The sequence below is a fragment of the Novosphingobium aquiterrae genome, from assembly GCF_042434435.1.
Taxonomy (GTDB): domain Bacteria; phylum Pseudomonadota; class Alphaproteobacteria; order Sphingomonadales; family Sphingomonadaceae; genus Novosphingobium; species Novosphingobium aquiterrae.
Window position 1 is genome coordinate 783,557 of sequence record NZ_JBHLTL010000001.1, and the last position, 24,995, is coordinate 808,551.

General features: G+C 65.7%; 23 protein-coding genes and 1 tRNA gene. 14 read left to right on the top strand and 10 right to left on the bottom strand.

Translation table 11 applies throughout. From position 1 onward, the window contains the following. Positions 1–133: 133 nt before the first annotated feature. Positions 134–1,144, top strand: coding sequence for an aspartate carbamoyltransferase catalytic subunit (locus ACFFF7_RS03815; RefSeq protein WP_379480028.1), 1,011 nt, complete (start codon positions 134–136; stop codon positions 1,142–1,144). Beyond that, on the top strand, positions 1,141–2,376 hold the full coding sequence (locus tag ACFFF7_RS03820; RefSeq protein ID WP_379480029.1) for a dihydroorotase: 1,236 nt from the start codon (positions 1,141–1,143) through the stop codon (positions 2,374–2,376). The genes ACFFF7_RS03815 and ACFFF7_RS03820 overlap by 4 nt, the downstream gene beginning before the upstream one ends. A gap of 75 nt (positions 2,377–2,451) precedes the next feature. Here ACFFF7_RS03820 and ACFFF7_RS03825 read toward each other — a convergent pair whose 3' ends face one another. The 3 genes from ACFFF7_RS03825 to ACFFF7_RS03835 are packed head-to-tail and all read right to left on the bottom strand — an operon-like array spanning position 2,452 to position 5,108. Beyond that, positions 2,452–3,918, bottom strand: coding sequence for an SPOR domain-containing protein (locus ACFFF7_RS03825; protein WP_379480030.1), 1,467 nt, complete (start codon positions 3,916–3,918; stop codon positions 2,452–2,454). A gap of 22 nt (positions 3,919–3,940) precedes the next feature. Then, entirely contained in the window at positions 3,941–4,372 is a 432-nt protein-coding gene (locus ACFFF7_RS03830) for a hypothetical protein (RefSeq protein WP_379480031.1), read from the bottom strand. Positions 4,373–4,388: 16 nt separating this feature from the next. Further along, a complete protein-coding gene (locus tag ACFFF7_RS03835; protein WP_379480032.1) occupies positions 4,389–5,108 on the bottom strand; it encodes an AAA family ATPase in 720 nt (239 codons plus the stop codon). Between the two features lie 246 nt (positions 5,109–5,354). Between ACFFF7_RS03835 and ACFFF7_RS03840 the strand changes: the two genes are divergently transcribed. Continuing rightward, positions 5,355–6,446 (top strand): SPOR domain-containing protein, encoded by a 1,092-nt coding sequence (locus tag ACFFF7_RS03840; protein ID WP_379480033.1) that lies wholly within the window; start codon positions 5,355–5,357, stop codon positions 6,444–6,446. A gap of 69 nt (positions 6,447–6,515) precedes the next feature. Then, positions 6,516–7,787: a DUF418 domain-containing protein gene (locus tag ACFFF7_RS03845; RefSeq protein WP_379480034.1), complete on the top strand. Its 1,272-nt coding sequence runs from the start codon at positions 6,516–6,518 to the stop codon at positions 7,785–7,787. A gap of 188 nt (positions 7,788–7,975) precedes the next feature. Here the strand turns inward: ACFFF7_RS03845 and der are convergent, their stop codons facing one another. Continuing rightward, complete coding sequence (der, locus tag ACFFF7_RS03850) at positions 7,976–9,376, bottom strand: ribosome biogenesis GTPase Der (RefSeq protein ID WP_379480035.1); 1,401 nt, start codon at positions 9,374–9,376, stop codon at positions 7,976–7,978. Between the two features lie 100 nt (positions 9,377–9,476). Here der and ACFFF7_RS03855 point away from each other — a divergent pair, with 100 nt between their 5' ends. Further along, positions 9,477–10,088 (top strand): CHAP domain-containing protein, encoded by a 612-nt coding sequence (locus tag ACFFF7_RS03855; RefSeq protein WP_379480036.1) that lies wholly within the window; start codon positions 9,477–9,479, stop codon positions 10,086–10,088. A 3-nt stretch (positions 10,089–10,091) separates the two neighbouring features. On the opposite strand, the gene ACFFF7_RS03860 is transcribed toward ACFFF7_RS03855, so the two are convergent. Continuing rightward, positions 10,092–10,382 (bottom strand): DUF3297 family protein, encoded by a 291-nt coding sequence (locus tag ACFFF7_RS03860; RefSeq protein WP_379480037.1) that lies wholly within the window; start codon positions 10,380–10,382, stop codon positions 10,092–10,094. A 79-nt stretch (positions 10,383–10,461) separates the two neighbouring features. On the opposite strand from ACFFF7_RS03860, the gene ACFFF7_RS03865 reads away from it, so the two are divergent. Beyond that, positions 10,462–10,536, top strand: a tRNA-Val gene (locus tag ACFFF7_RS03865). 122 nt (positions 10,537–10,658) lie between these two features. Here the strand turns inward: ACFFF7_RS03865 and ACFFF7_RS03870 are convergent. Together ACFFF7_RS03870 and repC are read right to left on the bottom strand one after the other, a co-directional pair. Continuing rightward, positions 10,659–11,093 (bottom strand): hypothetical protein, encoded by a 435-nt coding sequence (locus ACFFF7_RS03870; protein ID WP_379480038.1) that lies wholly within the window; start codon positions 11,091–11,093, stop codon positions 10,659–10,661. 351 nt (positions 11,094–11,444) lie between these two features. Beyond that, positions 11,445–12,620 (bottom strand): replication initiation protein RepC, encoded by a 1,176-nt coding sequence (gene repC, locus ACFFF7_RS03875; protein WP_379480039.1) that lies wholly within the window; start codon positions 12,618–12,620, stop codon positions 11,445–11,447. A gap of 425 nt (positions 12,621–13,045) precedes the next feature. Between repC and ACFFF7_RS03880 the strand changes: the two genes are divergently transcribed. The 4 genes from ACFFF7_RS03880 to ACFFF7_RS03895 are packed head-to-tail and all read left to right on the top strand — an operon-like array spanning position 13,046 to position 16,211. Continuing rightward, a complete protein-coding gene (locus tag ACFFF7_RS03880) occupies positions 13,046–13,240 on the top strand; it encodes a YgaP family membrane protein (RefSeq protein WP_379480040.1) in 195 nt (64 codons plus the stop codon). Positions 13,241–13,285: 45 nt separating this feature from the next. After that, complete coding sequence (serS, locus tag ACFFF7_RS03885; RefSeq protein WP_379480041.1) at positions 13,286–14,563, top strand: serine--tRNA ligase; 1,278 nt, start codon at positions 13,286–13,288, stop codon at positions 14,561–14,563. Between the two features lie 20 nt (positions 14,564–14,583). Further along, positions 14,584–15,345 carry a 5'/3'-nucleotidase SurE gene (surE, locus tag ACFFF7_RS03890; protein ID WP_379480042.1) on the top strand — a complete coding sequence of 254 codons (762 nt, stop codon included), beginning with the start codon at positions 14,584–14,586 and terminating at the stop codon, positions 15,343–15,345. Further along, a complete protein-coding gene (locus ACFFF7_RS03895) occupies positions 15,345–16,211 on the top strand; it encodes a peptidoglycan DD-metalloendopeptidase family protein (protein WP_379480043.1) in 867 nt (288 codons plus the stop codon). Before surE ends, ACFFF7_RS03895 begins: the two co-directional genes overlap by 1 nt. On the opposite strand, the gene ACFFF7_RS03900 is transcribed toward ACFFF7_RS03895, so the two are convergent. Continuing rightward, positions 16,208–16,603 (bottom strand): DUF1761 domain-containing protein, encoded by a 396-nt coding sequence (locus ACFFF7_RS03900; protein ID WP_379480044.1) that lies wholly within the window; start codon positions 16,601–16,603, stop codon positions 16,208–16,210. The two genes, ACFFF7_RS03895 and ACFFF7_RS03900, sit on opposite strands and share 4 nt — an antisense overlap. Positions 16,604–16,676: 73 nt before the next feature. Here ACFFF7_RS03900 and rimO point away from each other — a divergent pair, with 73 nt between their 5' ends. Further along, positions 16,677–18,047 (top strand): 30S ribosomal protein S12 methylthiotransferase RimO, encoded by a 1,371-nt coding sequence (rimO, locus tag ACFFF7_RS03905; protein WP_379480045.1) that lies wholly within the window; start codon positions 16,677–16,679, stop codon positions 18,045–18,047. Positions 18,048–18,328: 281 nt separating this feature from the next. Beyond that, positions 18,329–19,918, top strand: coding sequence for a DEAD/DEAH box helicase (locus ACFFF7_RS03910; RefSeq protein ID WP_379480046.1), 1,590 nt, complete (start codon positions 18,329–18,331; stop codon positions 19,916–19,918). 68 nt (positions 19,919–19,986) lie between these two features. On the opposite strand, the gene ACFFF7_RS03915 is transcribed toward ACFFF7_RS03910, so the two are convergent. Next, complete coding sequence (locus ACFFF7_RS03915) at positions 19,987–20,898, bottom strand: cation diffusion facilitator family transporter (protein WP_379480047.1); 912 nt, start codon at positions 20,896–20,898, stop codon at positions 19,987–19,989. 99 nt (positions 20,899–20,997) lie between these two features. Here ACFFF7_RS03915 and ACFFF7_RS03920 point away from each other — a divergent pair, with 99 nt between their 5' ends. Further along, positions 20,998–22,395 (top strand): serine hydrolase domain-containing protein, encoded by a 1,398-nt coding sequence (locus tag ACFFF7_RS03920; protein ID WP_379480048.1) that lies wholly within the window; start codon positions 20,998–21,000, stop codon positions 22,393–22,395. 1 nt (position 22,396) lies between these two features. Here ACFFF7_RS03920 and ACFFF7_RS03925 read toward each other — a convergent pair whose 3' ends face one another. Beyond that, positions 22,397–23,371: a magnesium and cobalt transport protein CorA gene (locus ACFFF7_RS03925; RefSeq protein ID WP_379480049.1), complete on the bottom strand. Its 975-nt coding sequence runs from the start codon at positions 23,369–23,371 to the stop codon at positions 22,397–22,399. A gap of 103 nt (positions 23,372–23,474) precedes the next feature. Here ACFFF7_RS03925 and ACFFF7_RS03930 point away from each other — a divergent pair, with 103 nt between their 5' ends. Further along, the gene (locus ACFFF7_RS03930; protein WP_379480050.1) at positions 23,475–24,968 is read left to right on the top strand and encodes a flavin-containing monooxygenase; all 1,494 of its coding nucleotides are present in this window, start codon (positions 23,475–23,477) and stop codon (positions 24,966–24,968) included. Positions 24,969–24,995: the final 27 nt, after the last annotated feature.

The following is a 24,995-nucleotide window of genomic DNA, read 5'->3' on the forward strand; positions in this document are numbered from 1 at the left end:
GCTAAACGCTTTGTCGGTGCCTTAGCATCGCCTTCGGCAAAGACCATAGCCCGTCGATGGACGCGGTTTGTCCACCGCCCAACGGTAAATCGACTTGAGCCGGGCTGTTCGCATGGCTAGGACGCTGTCTTCAATGACATCTGCAGAACCAACGCTGTCGGGCCGCTATCCAGCCGGTTCCGCCGCCTTTCCGCACCGCGACCTGATCGGCCTGGCCGGTCTGGCTCCGTGGGAGATCCTGTTCCTGCTCGACGAGGCGGAACAATGGGTCGATTTGAACCGTCAGCCGCAGAAGCGGGTCGACCGTCTGGCCGGACTGACGATCATCAACGCCTTCTTCGAAAACTCGACCCGGACGCTGCTCAGCTTCGAGATCGCCGGCAAGCGGCTTGGTGCCGACGTGATCAACATGGCGGTAGCGCAGTCGAGCGTGAAGAAGGGCGAAACCCTGATCGACACGGCCATGACGCTGAACGCGATGCATGCCGATGCCATGGTGATCCGCCACCAGAGCAGCGGTGCAGTGCGGCTGATCGCGGAAAAGGTCGATTGCCCGGTGCTCAATGCCGGGGATGGCCAGCACGAACACCCCACCCAGGGGCTGCTCGATGCCCTGACGATCCGCAAATACATGCAGGGCAAGGGCGCGCAGGGCGATTTCGGCGGGCTGACCGTGACGATCTGCGGCGACATCCTGCACAGCCGGGTTGCCCGGTCCAACATCCATTGCCTGACCACGCTGGGCGCCGACGTCCGCGTCTGCGCCCCGCCTGCGCTGATGCCGGCGCAGATCGAGGCGATGAAGGTCACGCCGTTCCATAATTTCGACGCGGCGCTGAAAGGGGCCGACGTGGTGATGATGCTGCGCCTGCAGCAGGAACGAATGAGCGGCCAGTTCATCCCCAGCCCGCGTGAATATCGCCACCTCTATGGACTCACGATGGAGCGGCTGGCCTTGGCCGATGTTGATGCACTGGTCATGCACCCCGGGCCGATGAACCGCGGGATCGAGATCGACAGCAATGTCGCCGATCTGGCCGGACGATCGGCGATCACCACCCAGGTCGAGATGGGGGTGGCGATCCGGATGGCCTGCCTCGACGTGCTGACCCGCAAAAGCCGCGGCGTGGAGGGCTGGGCATGAAGCCGCTGGCACCGCTGACCGTCGTGGGCGGCAGACTTGTCCTGCCTGAAGGCAATCCTGTCGCCGGCGCGCTGCGCTGCGAAGGGGATCGGATCGTCGCGCTTGGGGCCGATGTCGTGCCGCTGGACGGCGACCGGGTGATTGATGCCAAGGGCTTGCTGATTGCCCCGGGCCTGGTCGACCTTGGCGTCTTCGCCATCGACAAGCCGGCGCTCCACTTCGGCGGGATCACCCGCGCGGCACTGATGCCCGATCAGGGCACGGTGCTGGACAAGCCGTCGGCGGTGCGCTTTGCCGCCCAATCGGGCAAGCCCGGTCTGTGGGTCCATCCGCTGGCTGCGGCCACCAAAGGGCTGGAGGGCAGCGATCTGGCCGAACTGGCGCTGATGCGCGCCGCCGGGGCCCGCGCCGTGGCAACCGGGCGGCGCTGGATCGCCGACAGCGGGACCATGCACCGCCTGCTGTCCTATTGCGCGATGCTGGACCTGACCGTGGTCTGCCATGCCGAGGATGCCGGGCTGACCGGGTCTGCCGTGACCACCGCCGGCGAAATGGCGACTCGCCTGGGCCTGCCCGCCGCCCCGGCCGAAGCCGAAGCCCTGGCCATCGCCCGCGATCTGCAACTGGCCGAACTGACCGGCGCGCGGATCCATTTCCGCCAGGTCACCACGACGCGCGGGCTGGACCTGATCCGCACCGCCAAGGCGCGGGGAATCGCGGTTTCGGCCGGGGTAACACCGGCCCATTTCATGCTGTCGGACACGGCGGTCGGCGATTTCCGCACCTTCACCCGTTTCTCACCCCCGCTGCGCAGCGAGGATGACCGGCAGGCCGTGCGCGCGGCGCTGCGCGACGGAACGATCGACGTGATTGCCTCGGGCCACGATCCGCGCGGCCCCGAGGACAAGCGCCTGCCCTTTGCCGATGCGGAACCTGGCATGGCCGGCGCAGAGACCTTGCTGCCGCTGACGCTGTCGCTCGTCCGTGACGGGGTGATCGATCTGGCCCGCGCCTTTGCCTTGCTGGCAGGCAACCCGGCGCACCTGCTGGGGGTCGATGCCGGCATGCTGACAGCGGGATATCAGGCCGATTTCGCGCTCATCGATGCAGACCGCCCATGGATCGTCGATTCGAACCGGATGGCGGCCAGCGCGGGCAACACTCCGTTCGACAAGCAGGGCGTGCAGGGCCGGGTCGTGTCGCTGTTCAAAGGCGGCGTCGAAGTCGCCTGAAAGCAAGAACCCTCCCCCGTGGAGGCGGGAGAGGGTTCATGCGCGATCCGACTTTTTCAGTCTTGTTATAGGGTCTCAGCGACGGGCCGAAGCCGGGCCGGCAGCGCCGCGCACGGGCGTGCTGGCGGCAACGCGGACGTGCTGGGCCGGTGCCTTGGCCGCGGCAAAGGCCGGGGCGCTCAGGCTCTTTCCGGTCGGGGCAAAGCGGTTGGTGGCATAAGCGAAGCAAACCCCGCCGCGCGTCTTGACGGTCGAGCACAGGCCCGAGGCGCTGCGCGAATCGAACCCTGCGGCGGCGACGCGCCAGAACTGCTTGCCGTGCACCGTCGCCTGGGTGATCTGCATGTGGAAGCGGCGCAGCTCGGGGTTCTTGGCAGCGAACAGGCCCCAGGCGCGGCGCGCGCCCTGCTGGCTGGAGAAGCTGCCGAGCTGGACCGCATGGCTGCCCTTGGCCGAAACCGTGGCGGTGCGCGGACGCAGGCCGGCGCGGTGCAGTGACTTCACCGAAGTCGCCACGTGGACCGGGCGGGCCTTGACCGGCGCAGCGACCGGAGCCGGGCTGGAAGCAAATGCCGCGGCAAAGGCCTGCGGCTGGGCGGCCGGGGCTTCGGCAGCGGGAGCCACTGCCGGTGCGGCAGCCGGTGCGTCAACCGGCGCATACTGCGCCAGAGCGGCAGCCGATTCCGCCGGAACCGGCGCTATCGGGGCGGGCGCGGCAGCAACCGCGGGCAGTTCGTTATTGGCGGCGACGGCCTTGATCGCGCCGGTTTCGGCAGCAAGCTGTTCCTGTGCCGGGCTGTCGCCCAGGGCGAGCATCTTCGGCTGGCCGGGATCATCCCGCAGCGGCGCACGGATCAGGCCGGCAACGCGGGCCTTGGCATCTTCTGGCTTGGCCGTGGCCGCCCAATCGCTGAGGCGGGCGTCGAGCTGGTTGGCTGGCACGTCCTGCGCCGCCATCACGCGCGCTTCGCGCCAGCGGCCGTCGAGCGCATAGGCATAGGCCAGGTTCTGGCGCAGCTTGACCGAATTGTCGCCGGCGCGCAGCTGATCCGCCAGGATCGCCACGCCGCGGCTCGATTCGCCAGCCAGGGCCAGCGCCAGGCCAAGGTCGGTCCCGGGAATGGCATCGCGCCAGTCATCCAGGATCGCCACGGCTTCGCGATTGCGGCCCGCAGCAACGTCGGCCAGTGCCAGTGCCAGGGCGGTGCGAGCGCTGTTATCACCCAGCTTCATGGCGTCGTTGAAAGTGGTGGTAGCCGAATCGAAGCGGCCCGCCTTGAAATAGGCCTGCCCCAGCACGGCGCGATAGGACGGCTCGCGGGGGTTGGCGGCAACGGCAGCCTCGGCCAGCTCGATCGCCTTGTCGTACTTGCCCTTGGCCAGCATCTTGCCGGCTTCGGCCATCGTTTCATCGGGAGTCGACTTGGCGACCGCACTGACGCTCATGGTCCCGCCGGCAAGCAGGGCGGCGGCAGCGACACCGGCGATCCCGAGCGGAAGACCAAGAACCTTGGCTTTGCGGCTGATGCGATGGTCGGTCATGGGTAGTCCCCCTTCAAAAAAATCAAGAATTGTGCGGCTTGACAGTGACCTGCGCGGCAAGCGCAGCCACGTCGGGCAATTCGTCGAGCAGGCGATCGATGGCATCGGTCACCAGTTGCTGGGCGCTGCGCCCCTTGACCGTGCAGGCCAGGCGGAGCTTGAGGTGGCGCTCGGCATCGACGCGCAGCGTAAAGGCAGCGCGGCGACCGTCTGCCAGGGCCGAACTGCGATCGGCAGTCCGGCGCACCGCGGCACGAACCTTGGGCGCGATGCTGTATACTTCGGCGCTTTCGTGATGATCGTCGTGGCCCATGTCGTTCCAGCCGAGATCTTCGACCTGACGGGCCAGCGCGTCGTGCTGCAATGGGCCAAGCTGTGGCCGCATAGCCGGCTTGGCGCCGCCCTTGCGGGCCAGCAGACTTGGGCTGAGCGATGCGAAGGGTTTATCGGACATGCCTCCGGTCGCTCCCTTACGAACCGGCTACGCGGCGGCCAAAGCCACCTGCGGGGCGGTGCACGCCCTGAATCGACGAAACGCTGGTCGGTGCAGCGAAGACCGTGCGGCGGAAATTCTTTTCCAGACGGTCCGAGATGTAGTTCCACAGCGCGGTCACTTCGGCGGCGCTGCGACCGTTGGGATCGACTTCCATCACCGTGCGACCGTCGATCATCGAGGCGGCGAAATCGGTGCGATGATGCAGCGTGATCGGGGCAACTGTGCCGTGCTGCGACAGCGCAACGGCAGCTTCCGAAGTGATCTTGGCCTTGGGCGTCGCGGCGTTGACCACGAAGATCAGCGGCTTCCCGGCGCGTTCGCACAGGTCGACCGTGGCGCCCACGGCGCGCAGATCGTGCGGGCTGGGACGGGTCGGCACGACGATCAGTTCGGCCACCGAAATGACGCTCTGGATCGCCATGGTGATCGCCGGCGGGGTATCGATGACGGCCAGCTTGAAGCCCTGCTGGCGCAGGACGGCAAGATCGGCGGCGAGCCGGGCGACGGTTGTCTGGGCGAATGCGGGGAATTCATCCTCGCGCTCGTTCCACCAATCGGCCAGCGAACCTTGCGGATCGATGTCGATAAGAACGACCGGACCAGCGCCAGCCCGCTGGGCTTGCACGGCGAGGTGCCCTGACAAGGTTGTCTTGCCCGAACCACCCTTCTGCGATGCCAATGCCAAAACGCGCAAAGCCAAATCCCCCTAAAATTGCAGCAAACCCAATTGGACTTGCACTGGGGGATCGCAGAACGTTCCTAATTTTGGGTTAAGGGCAGGAGCAATGAATTGCGCCTTTCAGCACGGATCGGGTGACATATTCTTTGCTAACCCGATCTTCACCATGCAGATTTACCGTCGCAAACCGCAAGGCGATGCCGCGCGTCCGGGCACGGGATCCAGGGGCGGTAACGCGCAGGACGGAACGGGATTTTGCCGATGGGTCGCAAGACTTTCACTACTCTGGGCGCAATGACTGCGCTTGTCTTCCTTGCCGTACCAGCTGCTGCCGATACCAAGGCCGGTGTCGACGCCTGGAGCCGGGGCGATTTTGCCGCTGCCGTTCGTGAATGGCAGGGCGAGGCCCTGAAGGGCGATGCCGACGCGCTTTACAACCTTGGCCAGGCCTTTCGCCTGGGCAAAGGGGTGCCGCAGAACCTGACCAAGGCCGAGGACATGTATGGCCGCGCCGCCGGGCTTGGCCATGTCCAGGCCGCGGACAATTATGGACTGCTGCTGTTCCAGCGCGGCGAACAGGCGCGCGCCATGCCTTATGTTAGCGCGGCCGCGGGGCGCGGTGATCCGCGCGCGCAGTACTTGCTGGGGATTGCCCACTTCAATGGGCAGCTGATCGCGAAGGACTGGGTCCGCGCCTATGCCCTGGTCAGTCTTGCCCAGCAGCAAGGGGTCGGCCCGGCGACGACTGCGCTCAAGCAGATGGACGGGTTCATTCCGCTCGACCAGCGCCAGCAGGCCGCGCAACTGGCAATCGAGCTGCGCAGCCAGGCCGATACGACCCGTGCGCGCCAGCTCGCTGCCGCCGATTTGGGGGCGACGGTGTCGGTTGGCGTGCCGTCCCCAGTTGCCGTCACCCTGCCGCGCCCCGTTCCTGTGGCCAGCGCGGCCGACGTCGACAACGACGGCCCCGCCACGGCCGGCGCGGACTATGCCCGTCCTGCGGTGTCCGCGCCGCGGCCGTCGGCGGTCGTCGCGACAGTGCCGCCTGCACCGCGTCCGTCTGCCGTGGTAGCCCCGGCGCCCCGCCCGGCACCCGCAGTCACGGCTGCCGCGCCGAAACAGACGGGGCCATGGCGCGTTCAATTGGGGGCGTTTGGCGTTGCCGCCAATGCCGATGCGCTGTGGAATCGGCTCAAGGGCCGGCCAGAGCTTGCCGGCCATCCGCGGATCAACGTCAAGGCCGGGGCTGTGACCAAGCTGCAAGCCGGCGGCTTCGCCAGCCAGGGCGCGGCCAGGGCCGCTTGCGACAAGCTGGCCGCCGCCGGCACCAGCTGCGTCGCCGCCAGCAATTAGCCCAAGCGCGATTTCGGCTTGTATTCCCATCCTGCTGTCATAGAAGAATAATACAGCAGGGAGGACGTGGTGGAGGCTTTGACAGCGGACCAGCGCGCGCGCGCGCCGGTCGATCGGGGAGAGCGCCTGGTCACGCTTGACTTCATCCGCGGCATTGCCGTGCTGGGCATCGTCTTCGCCAACATCGCCGCCTTCGGGCAGACGATGATGGCCTATATCTGGCCCTATGCCCTCGCCCACCCGCCGGGGCCATCGGACAAGCTGTTCTGGCTGGTCCAATACGTGCTGGTCGACGGCAAGATGCGCGGGTTGTTCACCTTGCTGTTCGGCGCGGGCATGATGCTGTTCATGCAGCGCGCCTGGGCCCGCGGAGCCACGCGCTGGCTGCAGGCACGGCGGCTCGGCTGGCTGTTCCTGTTCGGCTTAGCCCACTTTCTGCTGCTGTGGCACGGCGACATCCTGCAGCTCTACGCGGTCAGCGGCCTGCTGCTGCTTCCGGCGCTGACCTGGCGGCCCAAGGCCAAGCTGATCACCGGCCTGACGCTCTACGTCCTGGGGAGCCTGGCCTTTGGGTTCCAGCTTGGCGGTGCCTATGCGGCATCGACCAATCCCGCGATCGCCGCAAGGCTGAAGCCCGAACAGCGCAAGGAAGTATTCGAAAGCGAGGCCAAGACCATCAAGAACAACGCCGATCTGATCCACCTCTACCGCGACGGCAGTTTCGCCCAGGTGGCGCGGCACATGGTGTTCGAGAAAGCCGGGCCCAGCATCGGCCAGACGATCTTCCTGGCATTGGTCGAAACGATGCCGCTGACACTGATCGGCATGGCGCTGTTTGAACTGGGCCTGTTCAACGGCGGAATGGATCCGGCGGCGATGCGCCGCTGGGGCTGGACCGGAGTACTTGCCGGCAGCGCGATCACGCTGACCCTGGGGCTGTGGGCCTATGGTGCAGACTTTCCGTTCTTCCTGACCTTCTTCGTCTTCATCGGCGCCTCGCCCCTGCCCCGCCTCGCGGTCATCCTGGGATTGGCCGCGCTGCTGGCACTGTGGGCGCCGCGCGCGATTCAGACCGCGCTGGGCCAGCGGCTTGTCGCGGCGGGACGCATGGCGTTCTCGAACTATCTGGGCACCTCGCTGCTGCTCGTCCCGATCTTCAACGGCTGGGGGCTTGGCCTGTTCGGACGGTTCGGCCGGGTCGAGCTGTTCGGCTTCGTGATCGCCGTGTGGATCCTTATGCTGCTGTGGTCTGAGGCATGGCTCGAGCGCTATCGCTATGGCCCGCTAGAATGGCTGTGGCGCTGCCTGACCTATGGCCGGATATTCCCGCTGCGGCGCTAATCCCGCCTGTCGCGTTGTTGCAAGGCGCGCTGCCGCATCTGCGCTATGACACCTGCGTCACTGCGGGGAGACTGCAATGCGGGCGTTTCTGATCTTGTTCGGGGCGATTGCACTGATGACTGCGCTGGTCATTCCGGCCTGGGCGGCATCGGCCTGAACCGACTTGGCGCAACAGCGCCGCCAGGCATTCAATTCTTGTACGGATTCTTCGCGCTGCGCAGCGTCAGTCGCACCGGGACCGCGTCAAAGCCCAGATCGCGGCGGATGCCGTTGACCAGATAGCGCTGATAGCTCATCGGCAGGTCATCCAGCCGGGTGCCGAACATCACGAAGCCGGGCGGGCGGATCTTGGCCTGGGTGATATAGCGCAGCTTGATCCGCTTGCCGCCCGGCGCGGGCGGCGGGTTCTTGGCCAGCACTTCGTCGAACCAGCGGTTGAGCAGGCCTGTGGGCACGCGTTTCGACCAGGCCGCGCGGACTTCGAACGCGGCCTTGAGCAGGGTGTCGAGCCCCTTGCCGGTGCGCGCCGAAACCGCCAGCACCGGCAGGCCCTTGACCTGGGCCAGACCTTCGTCAAGCGCGGCGCGGATGCCGTTGAACAGACCCGAGGCATCCTCCGCCACATCCCACTTGTTGATCGCGACCAGCAGCGCGCGGCCCTCTTCCAGCACCATGCTGGCGATCTTGAGGTCCTGGTGTTCGAGGCCCCGGGTCGCATCAAGCAGCAGTACGACCACTTCGGCAAAGTCGATCGCGTGGCGCGCGTCGGCGACCGCCATCTTTTCCAGCTTGTCGACCACCAGCGCCTTCTTGCGCATCCCGGCGGTGTCGATCAGCCGCACCGGCCGCACCTCGCCGCTGTCGGGATCGGTCCACTGCCAGTCGACCGCGATCGAATCGCGGGTAATCCCGGCCTCGGGCCCGGTCAGCAGGCGGTCTTCCTGCAGCAGGGCGTTGATCAGGGTCGACTTGCCGGCGTTCGGCCGCCCGACGATCGCCAGCTTGAGCGGGGCGCGGTTGAGCGCTTCCTCGTCCTCTTCCTCGTCGACGATGACTTCCTCGTCGCGGGCGCGCTGGCCTTCGTCGAGGTGCGGCAGCAGCGCATCGAACAGATCGGCCATGCCCTCGCCATGTTCCGCAGACAGCGCCACCGGATCGCCCAGCCCCAGCGAGAACGCCTCGAACAACCCGTGGTCGCCAGCCTTGCCCTCGGCCTTGTTGGCGATCACCACGATCGGCACGGTGCTTTCGCGCAGGTAGCGACCGATTTCCTCATCCAGCGGGGTAAGCCCGGCGCGGGCGTCGATCACGAACAGCGCGACATCGGCGCCTTCGAGCGAGGCCTCGGTCTGTTTGCGCATCCGCCCCGGCAGGGTCGCGGCGTCCTCGTCCTCCCACCCGGCAGTATCGACGATGGTGAAATCCAGGCCCAGCAGGTGTGCATCGCCCATGCGCCGGTCGCGGGTCACCCCGGGCTGGTCGTCGACCAGCGCCAGCTTCTTGCCGACCAGCCGGTTCCACAGCGTGGACTTGCCGACATTGGGACGACCGATAATGATGACCGTCGGAAGATCTGGGGAAAGCGCCATGCCCTGCCCCTGACCGCATGCGCGGGTTTTGGCAAGCGTTGCGGGGCGGAGGGGGCCCGTGTTTACGCGATACTAACCCTGTTCTGGCAGCAACAGGGCCATGACGCGCTTGTCTCGCCTACTTGCCGCTCTGGGCCTGCTCGCATGCGCCGCACCGGCCCTTGCCGATCCGGTGATCGACGACAGCCGCCTGGTTTCCGGCGGAGGCAGCGCCAGCCTGCCCCCCTATCTTCAATGCGTGCCCTATGCCCGGCAGGTATCGGGCATCGCGATCTACGGTGATGCCCATACCTGGTGGAACCAGGCCGAGGGCCGCTATGCCCGCGGCTCGCGGCCGAAAATCGGCGCCGTGATGACCTTCAGGCCGCACGGCAATTCGACCCTGGGTCACGTTGCCGCGGTCAGCCGGATCGTCGATTCGCGCACCGTGCTGGTCCGCCATGCCAACTGGAGCCCGATCGATGGGCGGCGCGGCCAGATCGAGGACAACGTCAAGGTGGTCGACGTGTCGCCCGCCGGCGACTGGTCCGAAGTGCGGGTGTGGTACGCGCCGATCGGCAACCTGGGCGGCGCGCACTGGCCGGTTCAGGGCTTCATCTATCCCGGCAAGCCGAAGCAGGGTGATGTGCGTCCGGCATCGACCGGTGTCGCTGGGCCGACCGTGGGTGCCGACCCGATCGCGGCGATCATCAAGCGAAGGATGCGCTGGTAGGGGTCAGGCCTTCGCCACCGGGGGATTATCGCCCAAATCCTCGTACCAGGCTTCGACCGGGCCATTGAGCTTGAGGGTCAGGGGATTGCCATGGCGGTCCATGGTCTTGCCTGCCTGAACCCGCACCCAGCCTTCGGAGATGCAATATTCCTCGACATTGGTGCGGACCACGCCCTTGAAGCGGATGCCGACGCCGCGCTGCAGCTTGTCGGCGTCGAACCATTCGCTGCGCGGATGGATCGCCAGGCGGTCGGGCGGAAGGTCGGGTCCGGTGGTCGTGGTATCGTCGCTCATGGCAGGTGCCTCTAGGTTGCTTTGCCCGCTTGTCAATTCGCCGCAGCTTCTCTAATGGCCCGCCTTCCGCAGCGGAAGTGGGCGCGTAGCTCAGCGGTAGAGCACACCCTTCACACGGGTGGGGTCACAGGTTCAATCCCTGTCGCGCCCACCATAAATACCCTTGAAATATAGGGAATTTATGGATGGACCCACTTCCATTCCGCAGGTCTTCACCCCGTTTTTCGACGAAAATGGGGTCGATTCGACCCTCGCTCGTACAAAATCCGTACAACGTCAGGGCTCCTTTCTGAGTTTCAGACCGGTGTTGGTCTCAGCCGTGTGCAGTCCGCGCAGCATGGCTTGGTTGACCTTGCCTTGGGCGTCCTCCGCGTGCGTGTAGGTGTTGCGCATCAGGTTGAGGTCCGACCATCCGCCGAACGCCCCGGCCGCCTTCTCGTCGAGCATCTTCTTCTCGTGCCGTTGCGTGCTGCGCAGGAGCCGATCCTGCTCGACCATGTTGTCGCGCAACTGCGCGGCGAGAGCATTTAGGGTGCCGCCCAGCTTAGGGCCGCCCACCTCCTGAAAAGCTAGGCGACCTGCATCGTGCGCCTCGATCGCTTCGGTCGCGATGAGACGCATGACCTCGGTTCGTGACAGTCCCTTCACGCTACAAATTCGATCGATCCCGGCGAGGGTGCGATCGTCGTAGTTGACGTTGACCTGGCCCATATCAGACCCTCCCGACTTCGGGATGGAAGCGGCGACGGGCTGCGGCGCCTATTCCACAACACATTGAAATATTGACGTTATAGAAGGGAGCTCTAGCCGTTTTCGCGGTAGAAAGAGCTTTTGGGACCGGATTAAGGACCGGCCTAGCGCCTAGAACCACGGAACTCCGCCGGGTTCGGAATCTCCCGGGACTGCTACCCCGTAGCGTGTTGTGTGCCCCTTCAAGCAAAAAAAGCCAGAGGATCCCGCTGAGGTCATTGGCGCCTTCCCAGGATGCCGAAAGGGCATTTCCAGCGGGGCCAGAACGGCCCAACAGCCATTCGAGGGGATCGGCCAAATTGGCGTGCGAGTTCATGCCGCGTCTCCTCTGAAGGTGCCGATGCGCGAGAGGATTTGGGCTGTAAGGGAAGCCATGCTTTGGCCCTGATCGGGTTCAGGCGGCGATGCCTCTGACACGGCACCGGACCCCGCCAGTTCATCCCGCTGGAAAGCCCTCAGCAACCCTTCGAGATTGAAGCCGCCGCTTTTGGCTCGCCTGACCATGCCGCTGAGGCATTTGCCTGCATGTTCCGCTCGGTAGCGGTGGCCCGACTGGAGGCGGGAGTTTCGATCGATGACTAGCACGCACAGTGCCGCTCGCTCCCGTCCCAGCAGAGAGCAAGCCTTGCCCCAGGTCCGCTGGCCAATGCCGAGCCAGCTTGCCGTTTGCCGCGACGCCTCGACCAGGCTCGGCCACCCTGGATCGCCATGCCCGCTGGCAATCAGGCGAAACTCGTTCGAGGCGAGTTCCAGTGCAACGCGAGGCGTGATCGTCGGCTCAGTCGGGCGCTCGCTACAGGATCGTGATGAATCCTGATTCTGTATGTTGGGTCGGCTGTTTTCTTCCGGTCGATCGGAAGTTTTCTTCGCACGGGGATCGCTGGCGAGGTCCGCCAGCACGGCTTGGAGAGCGGCCCGGATCGTCTCCAGCTTCTCGATGCGCTGAATAGGAGCTATCCGGCCATCGGGCAGGATCGCGTCAGCCCGTGCCATCAGTTCCGGCTCGGCGCCATTGCGGATCAAGCGCCGCAGTCGGCGAATCTCGGCCTTGCAGGTGTCGATCGCATGCTGCTCGAGTTCGCGTGCTTCCCATGCGGCCTTCAGGTCGGCGTAGCGCTCGATCAGAGGTGCAAGGTTAATCCCGGCTGCCCAGCGGATGACACCGCCGCTCCTGAGACCAGAGCGGGCACCATTTCCGCCGGTGGTCCTGGCGATCAGCCCCTTCGCTTCCAGCTCGCGCTCGGCGTCATTGATGGCCCGGCTGCACAGGTCGAGGTCATCGGCAGTCCGGCAGACCCGATCCCACAACGCGCAGATGCGACCAGTCCGGTAGTCATCGTCGCGTGAGCGCCAGACATAATGCCTGAGCACCCGCGTTGCCGTGCTGGACAGGCCAAGGCCCCGCTTGCCGAGATCCTCGACCAGCGACAGCAGATCGATGCGCCTGACGCCGGCATGAAGGCCCCCATGAACTAGGGTCGCGCTCATGCGGCACCGCCTGCTAGCTCGGCGCTTGCACGGGATTCCGTGATATCGTATGAAAAGGCAGTAGCTGCGACGCTATCGAAATGACCGCTGGCGAGGGTTGCAGCCCTTCCGGCGGTTTTTCGTTTCCGGTCCGGTGGTCTGGGGACCGCCTCCGTCGCTGGCCAAACCCGACCAAATCGATGCGTTTCCGTGGGCCTCAAGGAGCCTGCTCGTACAAATCGCGTACAGTCGGCGTCGTACAAGAGCCTGTTTTCGCAAACAAAACAGCTAACTAGCTGATTTGACTGGCTCCCTTCACACGGGTGGGGTCACAGGTTCAATCCCTGTCGCGCCCACCACTTCCGGATCGCGTTGATCACGATCAATGCATCAAAGATACCTTTGCTCCACGTTCGGGCCCTTGGTCCAGGCGGAGGAAGGTCATCATGTTCAGTACCAATGTCGGCAGTGCCGATCGCGTGTTCCGGATCGGTCTCGGGATTGTTCTCCTGGCCCTGGTCTTCGTCGGACCGCGCACGCAGTGGGGCTGGCTGGGGCTGATTCCGCTGGCGACGGGCCTGCTGCGTACCTGTCCGCTCTACAGCCTGTTCGGCATGAACACCTGCGGCTCCGCGCGCTGACCTGACCTTGCGTCGGGCAGGTCGACGCGGCATAGCGCCGCCACCATGCACGACATCAGGTTCATCCGCGAAAATCCCGAAGCCTTCGACGCCGGTCTGGCGCGGCGCGGGCTGGAACCGCAGTCCGCAGCGATTCTGGCGCTGGACAGCCAGCGCCGCGCGGTGGCGACGCGGATGCAGGACGCGCAAAGCCAGCGCAACGACGCGTCCAAGGCGATCGGCGCGGCGATGGGCCGCGGCGACAAGGACGAGGCCGAACGGCTGAAGGCGGCCGTCGCGTCGCTCAAGGACGCCCTCCCCGCGCTGGAGGCCGAAGATCGTGACCTGCTGGCCCGGCTGACCGACATGCTGGCGCGCATTCCCAACCTTCCGGCATGCGATGTCCCCGATGGTCCGGATGAGGCGCACAATGTCGAGGTTGGGAGCTGGGGCACGCGGCGCGAATTCGCTTTCACCCCGCGCGAGCATGCCGACCTTGGCCCCGCACTGGGGATGGATTTCGAAACCGGCGCGGCGATCAGCGGCGCGCGCTTTACCTTTCTGCGCGGGCACATGGCGCGGCTGCACCGGGCGATCGGCCAGTTCATGCTAGATCGCAATACGGACGAAGCCGGCTACACGGAATGCAACCCGCCAGTTCTGGTCCGCGACGAGGCGATGTACGGCACCGACAAATTGCCCAAGTTCGCCGAGGATTCGTTCCGCACCACCGATGGCCGCTGGCTGATCCCGACTTCCGAAGTCAGCCTGACCAGTTCGGTGATGGACCAGATCATCGACGCGGCGGCGCTGCCCCTGCGCATGACCGCGCTGACGCTGTGCTTCCGCAGCGAGGCCGGGGCCGCAGGCAAGGATACGCGCGGTTTCATCCGCCAGCACCAGTTCGAGAAGTGCGAGCTGGTCAGCGTGGTCCGCCCCGAGGAGAGCGAAGCCGAGCACGAACGGATGACCGAGACGGCGGAGATGATCCTCAAACTGCTCGAGCTGCCCTACCGCAAGATCGTGCTGTGCACCGGCGACATGGGCTTCGGCGCGCGCAAGACCTATGACCTCGAGGTCTGGTTGCCCGGGCAGGGCGCTTACCGCGAGATCAGTTCGTGCTCCAACTGCGGCGATTTCCAGGCACGGCGGATGAACGCGCGCTACCGGCCCGAAGGACAGAAGGGGACCGAGTTCGTCCATACCCTCAACGGTTCGGGCCTGGCAGTGGGACGCACGCTGGTGGCGGTGCTGGAGAACTATCAGCAAGAAGACGGCTCGGTCGAAGTGCCGCAGGCGCTGCTGCCCTACATGGGCGGGCTCGCCGTGCTGCGGCCCCAGTAAACACGCGACAAAGGACTCTGATGCGCATCCTGCTCACCAACGACGACGGCATCCACGCCCCCGGCCTTGAGGTGCTCGAGCGGATTGCCAGGCAGTTCAGCGACGACGTGTGGATCGTCGCCCCGGCCGAGGAACAGTCCGGCGCGGGCCATTCGCTGACGCTGAGTCGGCCGGTGCGGCTGCGCCAGTTCGACGAGCGCCGCTTTGCCGTATCCGGCACGCCGACCGACGCGGTGATGATGGCGCTGCGCACGGTCATGCCCGCCGCGCCCGACCTGATCCTGTCGGGTGTCAACCGCGGTGCCAACCTGGGCGATGACGTGACCTATTCAGGCACCGTTTCCGCCGCGATCGAGGGGGCACTGGCCGGGATCCGCTCGATCGCGCTGAGCCAGGTCTATGAAAAGGAAGGCATGGGCGACACCGTGCCCTTTGCCGCAGCCGAGGCATGGGGTGTGCGGGCCATTCGCCCCCTGCTTGGCCTGCCCTTCGCGCCGCGCAGCCTGGTCAACGTCAACTTTCCGCCGCTGCCAGCCGATCAGGTCCAGGGCATTCGCGTGGTTCGCCAGGGATTTCATGACTATGCGCGCGGTTCGGTGGTAGAAGGGATCGACCCGAGAGGCTACCGCTACTTCTGGTTCGGCCTCCATGGGATCGAGCATACCCCGGGCCACGAGACCGACCTTGAAGCAATCCAGGATGGCTTTGTCTCGGTGACCCCGCTCCAGCTGGACCTGACCCACGATGCCTCGTTGGCCGAGCTGACCGGACGGTACGTCTGATGCGCGGCGCGGCAGCACTTCTGCTGGCCGCAAGCGTGCTGCTGATCGCGGCCGCCGATCCCGATCCGAAGACTGAGACCACCCACGTCGTCAAGGACGGCGAAACGCTGGGGGGGATCGCCAACCGGGCCGAAATGCCGCGCGTGCTGATCATCGAAGCCAATGGCCTGAAAGCGCCCTATGCCCTGCGCCTGGGGCAGAAACTGGTCATCCCGCGCCGCCGGATCCACACGGTAAAGGACGGCGAAACCGGCTTTGGCATTGCCATGGATTATGGCGTGCCGTGGAGCGCGATCGCCACGGCCAGCGGGATCGATCCCAAGGCGGCGGTCAAGCCCGGGCAGAAGCTGACCGTACCGACTCTGGCCAAGCCCCCGGTGACAGCGTCCCCCTTGGCGGCCGCATTGCCTGCCGCGCTGACATCGCCCTCAGCAACGCCCAGTGAAGAGCCGGCCAAACTGGCCGACACCCCAGCCCCGGCCTTCCGCTGGCCCGTCGATGGCAAGGTCCGCCGGGGTTTCGTTGCCAAGCAGGGCGACAAGCCCTGGCACGACGGAATCGATGTTATTGCCCCCAGGGGTACCGCAGTGCGCGCGGCTGCCGCGGGCAAGGTGATCTTCGCCGGCGATGGACCAAGGGAATACGGCAAGACCGTAATCCTGTTCCACAGCGGGCGCTGGACCACGACCTACTCCTACCTTGACCAGATCACAATCAAGGACGGCGAAACGGTGGGAGCCGGCGAGCGCATCGGCTTCAACGGCCAGACCGGCCTGGCCAGCGAGCCCCAGCTGCATTTCGAAGTGCGCAGGAACCGCGTGCCACTCGATCCGGCCAAGTACCTGCCGAAAGCGAAGAAGCCTTAGCCGAGCAAGACGAAGACTGCGCCGACGACGGCCATTCCGACCACCAGGTGACCGGCATCGATCAGGAACAGGGTCAGCGACTTGCGCTGATGCAGGTAATTGATCCCTACTGCCGGGGCCATCACCGTCGCGGCAAAACCCAGTGCCATCATCATCACAACGTGGGGCGCGGGCTGGGTCCGGGCGAACAGATGGCCCAGGGTCGATACCACCAGAAATTCGCACAACAGGGTCAGGCCCATGACACGCGCGATCGCCGCACCGCGCGGTGCCGGGCCGACGCCGACTTCGCGCTGCCACGGCACGGCGAACAGCGCACCGTACCACACCGCCCCCACCGCAAAGAACAACAGGGTGCCCACGCCCACTGCCAGCCAGTTTACTGCACCCATTGTCATTCTCCTTTTGCGTGCCCTGCGCAGGGCAGTAGCACTTTCCTGCCGCGCGGTGTAAGGGCCGCCCCCCATGGCTACAGTAATTCCTGATCAGAAGCGCGTCGGCATGGTTTCGCTCGGCTGCCCCAAGGCGCTGGTCGATTCCGAACGCATCCTCACCCGGCTGCGCGCCGATGGCTATGCCATGTCGCCCAACTATGCCGGAGCAGACGTGGTGCTGGTCAACACCTGCGGCTTCCTTGACAGCGCCAAGGAAGAGAGTCTTGCCGCCATCGGTGAGGCGATTGCCGAGAACGGTCGGGTGATCGTCACCGGCTGCATGGGCAATGAGGCCGCGCTGATCCGGGCGAAGTTCCCCGCGGTCCTCGCCGTCACCGGAGCGCACCAGTACGAAGCGGTGGTTGAAGCCGTGCATGAAGCCGCCCCGCCCACCCAGGGCCCGTTCATCGACCTGATCCCTCAGCCCGACGTCAAGCTGACCCCGCGCCATTACAGTTACCTCAAGATCAGCGAAGGCTGTAATCACGCCTGCGCCTTCTGCATCATCCCCAGCCTTCGCGGCAAACTCGCCAGCCGCCGCATCGACGCGGTGCTGCGCGAGGCGGAGAAGCTGGTCGCTGCCGGCACCCGCGAGCTGCTGGTGATCAGCCAGGACACCAGCGCCTACGGCGTCGATGTGCGGCACGAGGAACGCATGTGGAAGGACCACCCGGTCCGCACCCACATGACCGACCTGGCCCGCGAACTGGGCGGCCTGCGCACCCCGGAAGGCGTGCCGCCATGGGTCCGGCTCCACTACGTCTACCCCTACCCCCACGTCGATGCGGTGATCCCGCTGATGGCCGAAGGGCTGATCACTCCCTACCTCGACATCCCGTTCCAGCACGCCGCGCCGTCGGTGCTGAAAGCGATGAAGCGCCCGGCCAACGAGGCCAAGGTGCTCGAACGGATCAAGGCCTGGCGCGCTATCGCGCCCGATCTCACCATCCGCTCCAGCTTTGTGGTCGGCTTCCCCGGCGAGACCGAGGCCGATTTCCAGTACCTACTCGACTGGCTCGACGAGGCCCAATTGGACCGCGTCGGCGCCTTCCGCTTCGAACCGGTCGAAGGCGCGGCGGCCAACCTGCTGCCCGATCCGGTGCCCGAAGCGCTCAAGGAAGAACGCTATGCCCGAATCATGGCCAAGACCGAGACGATTAGCGCCGCGAAACTGGCCAATAAGGTCGGCCGCCTGCTCCCGGTGATCGTCGACGAGGTCGGCGAGCCGGACGAGGACGGCGATGTGGGCGCCACCGCCCGCAGCCAGGCCGACGCCCCGGAAATCGACGGCGCGGTGTTCCTGCGCCAGGTTCCGGCTACGCTCCAGCCAGGCGACATCGTCCTCGCTCGAATCGAGGATGCCGACGCCCATGACCTGTTCGGGGTGATCGAGCCAAGCTGACCGGCACCCCTCACCGCCGCGGCCATTCCGGCCAGCCGCGTAATTTCCTTGCTTTTTGTCGCAACGCAACATAAAGGGCGCGCAACACGACCGGCCTTGTGGGCAAAACCGCAAGGAATCTCGGCGCAGCGTGAGGCCTCCTTTCCAGGAATGGCCGCCCCGAATGCCCGGTCGATCCGAACCTGAAGCCACCTTCTTCACGCAGGGTCGCATCGAAACGAACCTTGCTTCGTGTCGAGCGGATTTCCCGTGCGCGCGCTGCTTCAATCTGTGAGTATTTCATGACCTATTTTTCCGACCTTGGCCTGGCCGAGCCGCTTGTCCGTGCGCTTGAAGCCAAGGGCTATACCGATCCCACCCCGATCCAGAAGCAGGCGATCCCCGCGCTGCTCGAAGGGCGCGACCTGCTGGGTATCGCCCAGACCGGCACCGGCAAGACAGCAGCCTTTGCGCTGCCCTCGCTGCACCGCCTGGCTGCCGATCCCAAGGGCCGCATGCCCGCTTCGTGCCGCATGCTGGTCCTTTCGCCCACGCGTGAACTGGCCGCCCAGATCGCCGAAAACATGCGCGGCTATGCCAAGTTCCTCAACCTGTCGGTACAGTGCGTGTTCGGCGGCTTGCCGGTGGGCAAGCAGGCCCGCGCGCTGGTTGGCGGCACCGACATCCTGGTCGCCACGCCGGGCCGTCTGCTCGACCTGATCGACCAGCGCGCGCTGACGCTGCGCAATGTCGAGATCTTCGTGCTCGACGAAGCCGACCAGATGATGGACCTGGGCTTTATCGTGCCCCTGAAGCGCGTCGCCGCGATGCTGCCCAAGGAACGCCAGAGCCTGTTCTTCAGTGCGACCATGCCCAAGGCGATCGCCGATCTGGGGCGCCAGTTCATCAACAACCCGGTGCGAGTCGAAGTCAGCCCGCAGGCAACCACCGCGGAGCGGGTCGAGCAGTACGCGATCTTCATCAACCAGGCCGAAAAGCAGGCGCTGCTGACGCTGTCGCTGCGCAAGGGGCTGGCCCTGCGCGAAGACGGCACCAGCGAAATCAACCGCGCGCTCGTCTTCACCCGGACCAAGCACGGCGCCGACCGCGTCGTCCGTCACCTCTCCACCGCCGGGGTCAACGCCGCGGCGATCCACGGCAACAAGAGCCAGGCCCAGCGCACCGCCGCGCTGCTCGCCTTCCGCAAGGGCACCACCCCGGTGCTGGTCGCAACCGACATCGCCGCGCGCGGGATCGACGTGTCGGGCGTCAGCCACGTGTTCAACTATGAGCTGCCCAACGTGGCCGAACAATACGTCCACCGCATCGGGCGGACGGCCCGCGCGGGGGCCGATGGCGCCGCGCTGAGCTTTGTCGCGCCCGACGAGAAGCCGTACTTGCGCGATATCGAGAAGCTGACCGGGATCAAGCTGGGAACCGTGCCGCTGCCCGACAACTTCCAGAAAGAAGCCGCCAGTCTGCCCGCCCCCAGCCGCAAGCCGGCCGAGGCCGAGCAGGACGCGCGCCGCGAGGCGCGCGATGCACGTGGCCGCGGCGGCCAGCGTGGCGGCGGCCGTCCCGGCGGCAACCGCCCCAACAACAACCGCTCGAACGGCGGGCAGAGCCGCGACGGCCAGAGCCGCGACCAGTATATCCGCAACGAGCGGATGGGCGATGCGCGCAAGGCCTCGGCCCCGCGCGGCCCGGTGTTCAATCCGCTGGGCGATGATGCCCGGCGCGATGAGCGTCCGGCGCGCAGCGAACGCCCGGTCGCCCAGCACCGCGATGCCGTCCGCCCGGCCGGCGGCCAGCCCCGCGGCGACGGCCAGGGCAAGCGCCCCGGCGCCCACGGCAAGAAGCCCAATGGCGGCGGCCAGCGCCGCTGGGGCTAAGCGTCCGGCGAAATTTGCACTATCGAGGCGGCGGCTTCCCTAAGCGGAAGCCGCCGCTTTCGTTTGCTTCAGTGGTCGGCCGGGTCGCGCGGGCGGACATAGACGCGCGCGACGATCGGAAAGCTTTGCGCGACCTGCTGTTCAATCGCGCGGACGGTCTGCTCAACCTCGCGCGCCGAAATCGTGTCGACGAAATCGGCGCTGATGATCGCGGTGACCATGGTCGGTGAGGAATGGACCGTCTTCACGTCGTGCACGGCCACGATGTTGTCGTGGCCGTCGGCGCAGCTGCGGATCTGCGCGACGAGTTCGGGATCCGCGGCCTCGCCGATCAGCAGACCCTTGGCCTCGTACAGCAGGACCACCGCCAGTACGCCGAGCACCAGCCCGATCAGGACCGAGGCCAGGCCGTCCCACATCGGATTGCCGGTAAGCAGGCTGAGCGCCAGGCCGATCGCCGCTACGACCAGGCCGACCAGAGCGCCGCTGTTTTCGAGCAGGATGACCAGCGTCGCGGCGTCCTTGGTGTCGCGCACTTCCTGCCAGATCGTGCCCTGCCGCTTGGCATTGAAATCCCTGAGCGCGGCCAGCGTCGACCAGCCTTCGAGAGCAAATGCGATACCCAGAACCGCAAAGGCGATCATCGGGCTGAACGCCGGCTCCGGATCGAGGATGTGCAGGATGCCTTCGTAGACAGAGACACCTGCGCCCAGCGCAAAGACCAGGATCGCGACGATGAATGACCAGAAGTACAGTTCGCGCCCATAGCCGAAGGGATGGAGCGCATCGGGCGGCTTGCGGCTGCGCCGGGTGCCGTAGATCAGCAGCAGCTGATTGGTCGAATCGACCAGACTGTGCACGCCTTCGGTCAGCATTGCGGACGACCCGGTGATTGCTGCCGCAACGAACTTGGCTACCGCGATGCCCAGGTTGGCGACCAGCGCGATGACAATGGTGCGGGTACTGCCTTGTGCGGCCATTCCGGTTTTGTCCTTCGGTTGCCGAGCGCTGTTAGCCGTTCGTCGAATGCGGGGGAAGCGCGGGCTTGATCGCGGCATCGACTGGTCTAGCCTGCAATCATGCTTCGCCATGCCCTTGCGCTTGCCGCACTCGCCCTGCCCCTGCCCGCCCTGGCCCAGGCGCTGACTCCTGCCGAACAGACCGCGATCGACCAAGCGGTGACCGCGACGCTGAAGGAGACCGGTGTGCCCTCGGCGCAGGTAGCCGTAGTGCGCGGCGGGCAGATCGTGCTCGACAAGGCCTGGGGCAAGGCCAGCGAGCGGATCCCGGTGGCGAACGAGAAGCTGCCTTACCAGATCGCGTCGAATTCCAAGCAGTTCCTTGCCGCGCTGCTGCTGCTGCTGGAAGACGACGGCAAGCTCAGCCTCGACGACACGGTCGCCAAGTGGCTGCCCGACGTGTCGGGGGCGGAGCGGATGACCGTGCGCCAGCTGCTGTCGCATACTTCAGGTCTGCAGGATTTCTGGCCGCAGGATTACCTGTTTTCCGACATGACCAAACCCACGCAGCCTCAGGGCATTGTCGATCGCTGGGCGAAGAAGCCGCTCGACTACGCGCCGGGCACCCGGATGCAGTATTCGAACACCGGCTATGTTGTCGCCGGGCTGATCGCCGAAAAGGCCGGGGGCAAGCCGCTGTGGCAGCAGTTCGACGAACGGCTGTTCACCCCGCTGGGAATCAAGCCGCACAAGCTGGACGAGACCAACGGCCCAGCCTTTCCCGAGGGTTATCACCGCGCCGCGCTGGGTCCGGTGCGCGCTGCAACGCCGCCGGCCCGGGGCTGGCTGTGGGCGGCAGGCGAACTGTCGATGACTGCCGCCGAACTGGCCAAATGGGACATCGCGCGGATGAACCGCACCCTGCTGCCGCGCGAAGACTGGGAAGAGATGGAAACCCCGGTGCGGCTGGCCGACGGGACCGCGAGCGGGTATGGCCTTGGTGTGACCAAGCATCAGGTCAAGGGCCGCACCGTGGTCGATCATGGCGGCGAATCGGTCGGGTTTCTCTCGCAGAGCAGCACCTGGATCGACGACAAGGTCGCGGTGGTCGTGCTGACCAATGCCGATTTCGCCGGGGTGCCCGACAGCCTGACCGACAAGATCGCCGAGGTGGTCCTGCCCAAGGCGATGCAGGCCGACATTGGCGAGGCCGCGCGCGACGAAGACGCCCGCGCCACCCTGGCGGAACTGACCGCGGGCAAGCTCGATCCGGCGCGCTATACCGCAAACGCACGGTTCTATTTCACGGCGCAGACATTGGGCGATTACGCGCAGAGCCTGTCCCCGCTCGGTACCCCGCAAGAGGTCAAGGCGCTGGGCAAGCCCCGCCTGCGCGGCGGCTTCGTCAACCGCAACTTCGCACTGAGCTACAAGGACGGGCAGAAGCTGGTGCTGATTACCTATGCCGAACCGGGCGAAAAGGGCCGATGGGAGCAATTCATCGTTATGCCGCGCTGAACTAGAGCCAACCAATCTTCCGGAAGCGCAGAAACAGGCCGCCGCAAATCGCGATGATCACGGCCCAGACCGCGGGATAACCCCACTTGCTGTGCAGTTCGGGCATGTAGTCGAAGTTCATCCCGTAGATGCCCGCGATTGCAGTCGGCACCGCCAGGATCGCGGCATAGGCGGCGAGCTGCCGGGTCATGTCGCCCTGACGGTGCTGTTCGAGCAGCGCTGCGGTCTCAACAATGCTGGCCAGCGTTTCGCGCAACATCGACATCCGCGTCATCGTCCGCCGGACATGGTCGAGCACGTCGCGGAACCACACCCGCGCGGCGGGATCGATGGTCGGCAGTTCGGTGGTGACCAGCCGCTCGCACACTTCCTCCATCGGCCCGACGATCCGGGTGAACTTGCGGAAGCTGCGGCGCAGGCGGAAAATGCGGCGGATTGTCGAGGGTTCCGGGAACGTGTCGATTGCCCGTTCTTCCAGGCTTTGAACCCCGTCCTCCAGCCGGTCGAGCACCGGCTCGTACCCATCGACGATGAAATCCAGGATCGCATGGGCGACATAGTCCGGCCCTTCGATCAGCCGTTCGGCGTGGCTTTCCAGTCGGTCGCGCAGCGCTGTGTGGGCGCGGGTCGATCCCATGCGGACAGTGACGACAAAATCGCGGCCAAGGAAGATCGCGGTCTGGCCATAGGCGATATTCTCGCCCTCGATCAGCGCGGCGGTGCGCGCGACGATGAACAGCTGGTGGCCATAGATTTCCACCTTGGGCATCTGCGTCGGGGTCAGCGCATCCTCGACCGCCAGCGGATGCAGGCCGAACTGGCGGCGGACCAGGTCCATTTCCTCGCCCGTCGGATCGGCCAGTCCGACCCAGTCGAACACGTGGGGCGGCAGTTCATCGCGCGGGGTTCCGGTGACCGGCTGGTTTTCGGGCGATGCCTTGCCGCTTGCATAGCGGCGTGATGCGATGATGGCCATGTGCTCCCCGTGCCAAAGCCGCAAGCTGCTGGCAATCCCGCTGCGGCTCTGTTAAGTGGCCGATTAAGACTGAATGGCGCAGCCGCAGCGGGAGAAGAGGCATATGAACGCGATCACGACGATCGAGGACACGTTCGACGTATTGATCGTCGGCGCCGGGATATCCGGCATCGGCATGGCGGTGCACCTGACCCGCGATTGCCCGGACAAGCGCTTTGCCATTCTTGATCGCCGTAGCCAGATCGGCGGGACCTGGGATCTGTTCCGCTATCCCGGGATCCGCAGTGACAGCGACATGCACACGCTGGGCTTTTCCTTTGCCCCGTGGAAGCACGAAAAGTCGATTGCCGATGGCCCCGCCATTCTCGAATACCTGAACGACATCGCCGATCAGCACGGCCTGCGCGACAAGATGCGCTTCGACCAGAAGGTCATCTCCGCAGACTGGGACAGCAAGACCGCCATGTGGACAGTCGTGACCGAGCAGGCCGACGGCTCACATCGGCGTCTGCAGGGCCGGTTCCTGTTCCTGGGTTCGGGCTATTACGACTACGACGATCCCTACAACGCCATGTTCCCCGGCCGCGACTCGTTCAAGGGGCAGGTTATCCACCCGCAGTTCTGGCCCGCCGACCTTGACTATCAGGGCAAGAAGGTTGTCGTGATCGGTTCCGGCGCCACCGCGGTGACGATCGTTCCCGCCATGGCCCATTCGGGCGCAGCGCACGTCACCCAGCTGCAGCGCACGCCGACCTACATGGTCAGCCGCCCGGCCCGCGACGCGATCGCCAATGGCCTGCGCAAGGTGCTGCCGGAGCGTGTCGCCTATGCCATCACCCGGTTCAAGAACATCACGCTGCAAAGCTTCATGTTCAAGCGCGTCCGCGAAAAGCCGGAAAAGGCGCGCGAAATGATCCTGGGCGAGACCGCCAAGCATCTAGGCGAACGCTACAACGAGCGTGATTTCGTGCCGCCCTACAACCCGTGGGAACAGCGCCTGTGCCTGGTGCCCGATGCCGACTTCTTCCGCGCGATCAACGAAGGCAAGGCCGACGTGGTGACCGATCACATCGAACGCTTCGATGCCACCGGGATCCAGCTCAAGTCGGGCCAGCACCTTGACGCCGACATCATCGTCACCGCCACCGGACTAAGCCTGGCGGTTGCCGGCAAGATCGCGGTTTCGGTCGACGGCAAGCCGGTCGATTTCGGCAAGACCTTCAATTACCGCAACTGCATGTTCTCGAACGTGCCCAACCTGGCCGGGGTGTTCGGCTATATCAACGCCAGCTGGACGCTGCGGGTCGATATCGTCGCCGAATATCTGACCCGGCTGCTCAAGCAAATGGACACCTATGGCGCCGTGGCGGCGACCCCGGTGCTGCCCGACGATGCCCGCCCAGAGGCAATCGACTCGTTTGAAGGGTTCTCTTCCGGCTATCTCGAACGCGCCAAGGACCGCATGCCCAAGAACGCTCCCAGCCTGCCGTGGCGGCTCAACCAGGATTACCGCAAGGACCGTATCGACATGCGCCAGGCGCCGATCGACGATGGGGTGCTGCAATTCCGCCGCGCACGGGAACTGGTTTCGGCCTGACCTTGCCCTTGACCGCGTGGTGACTTA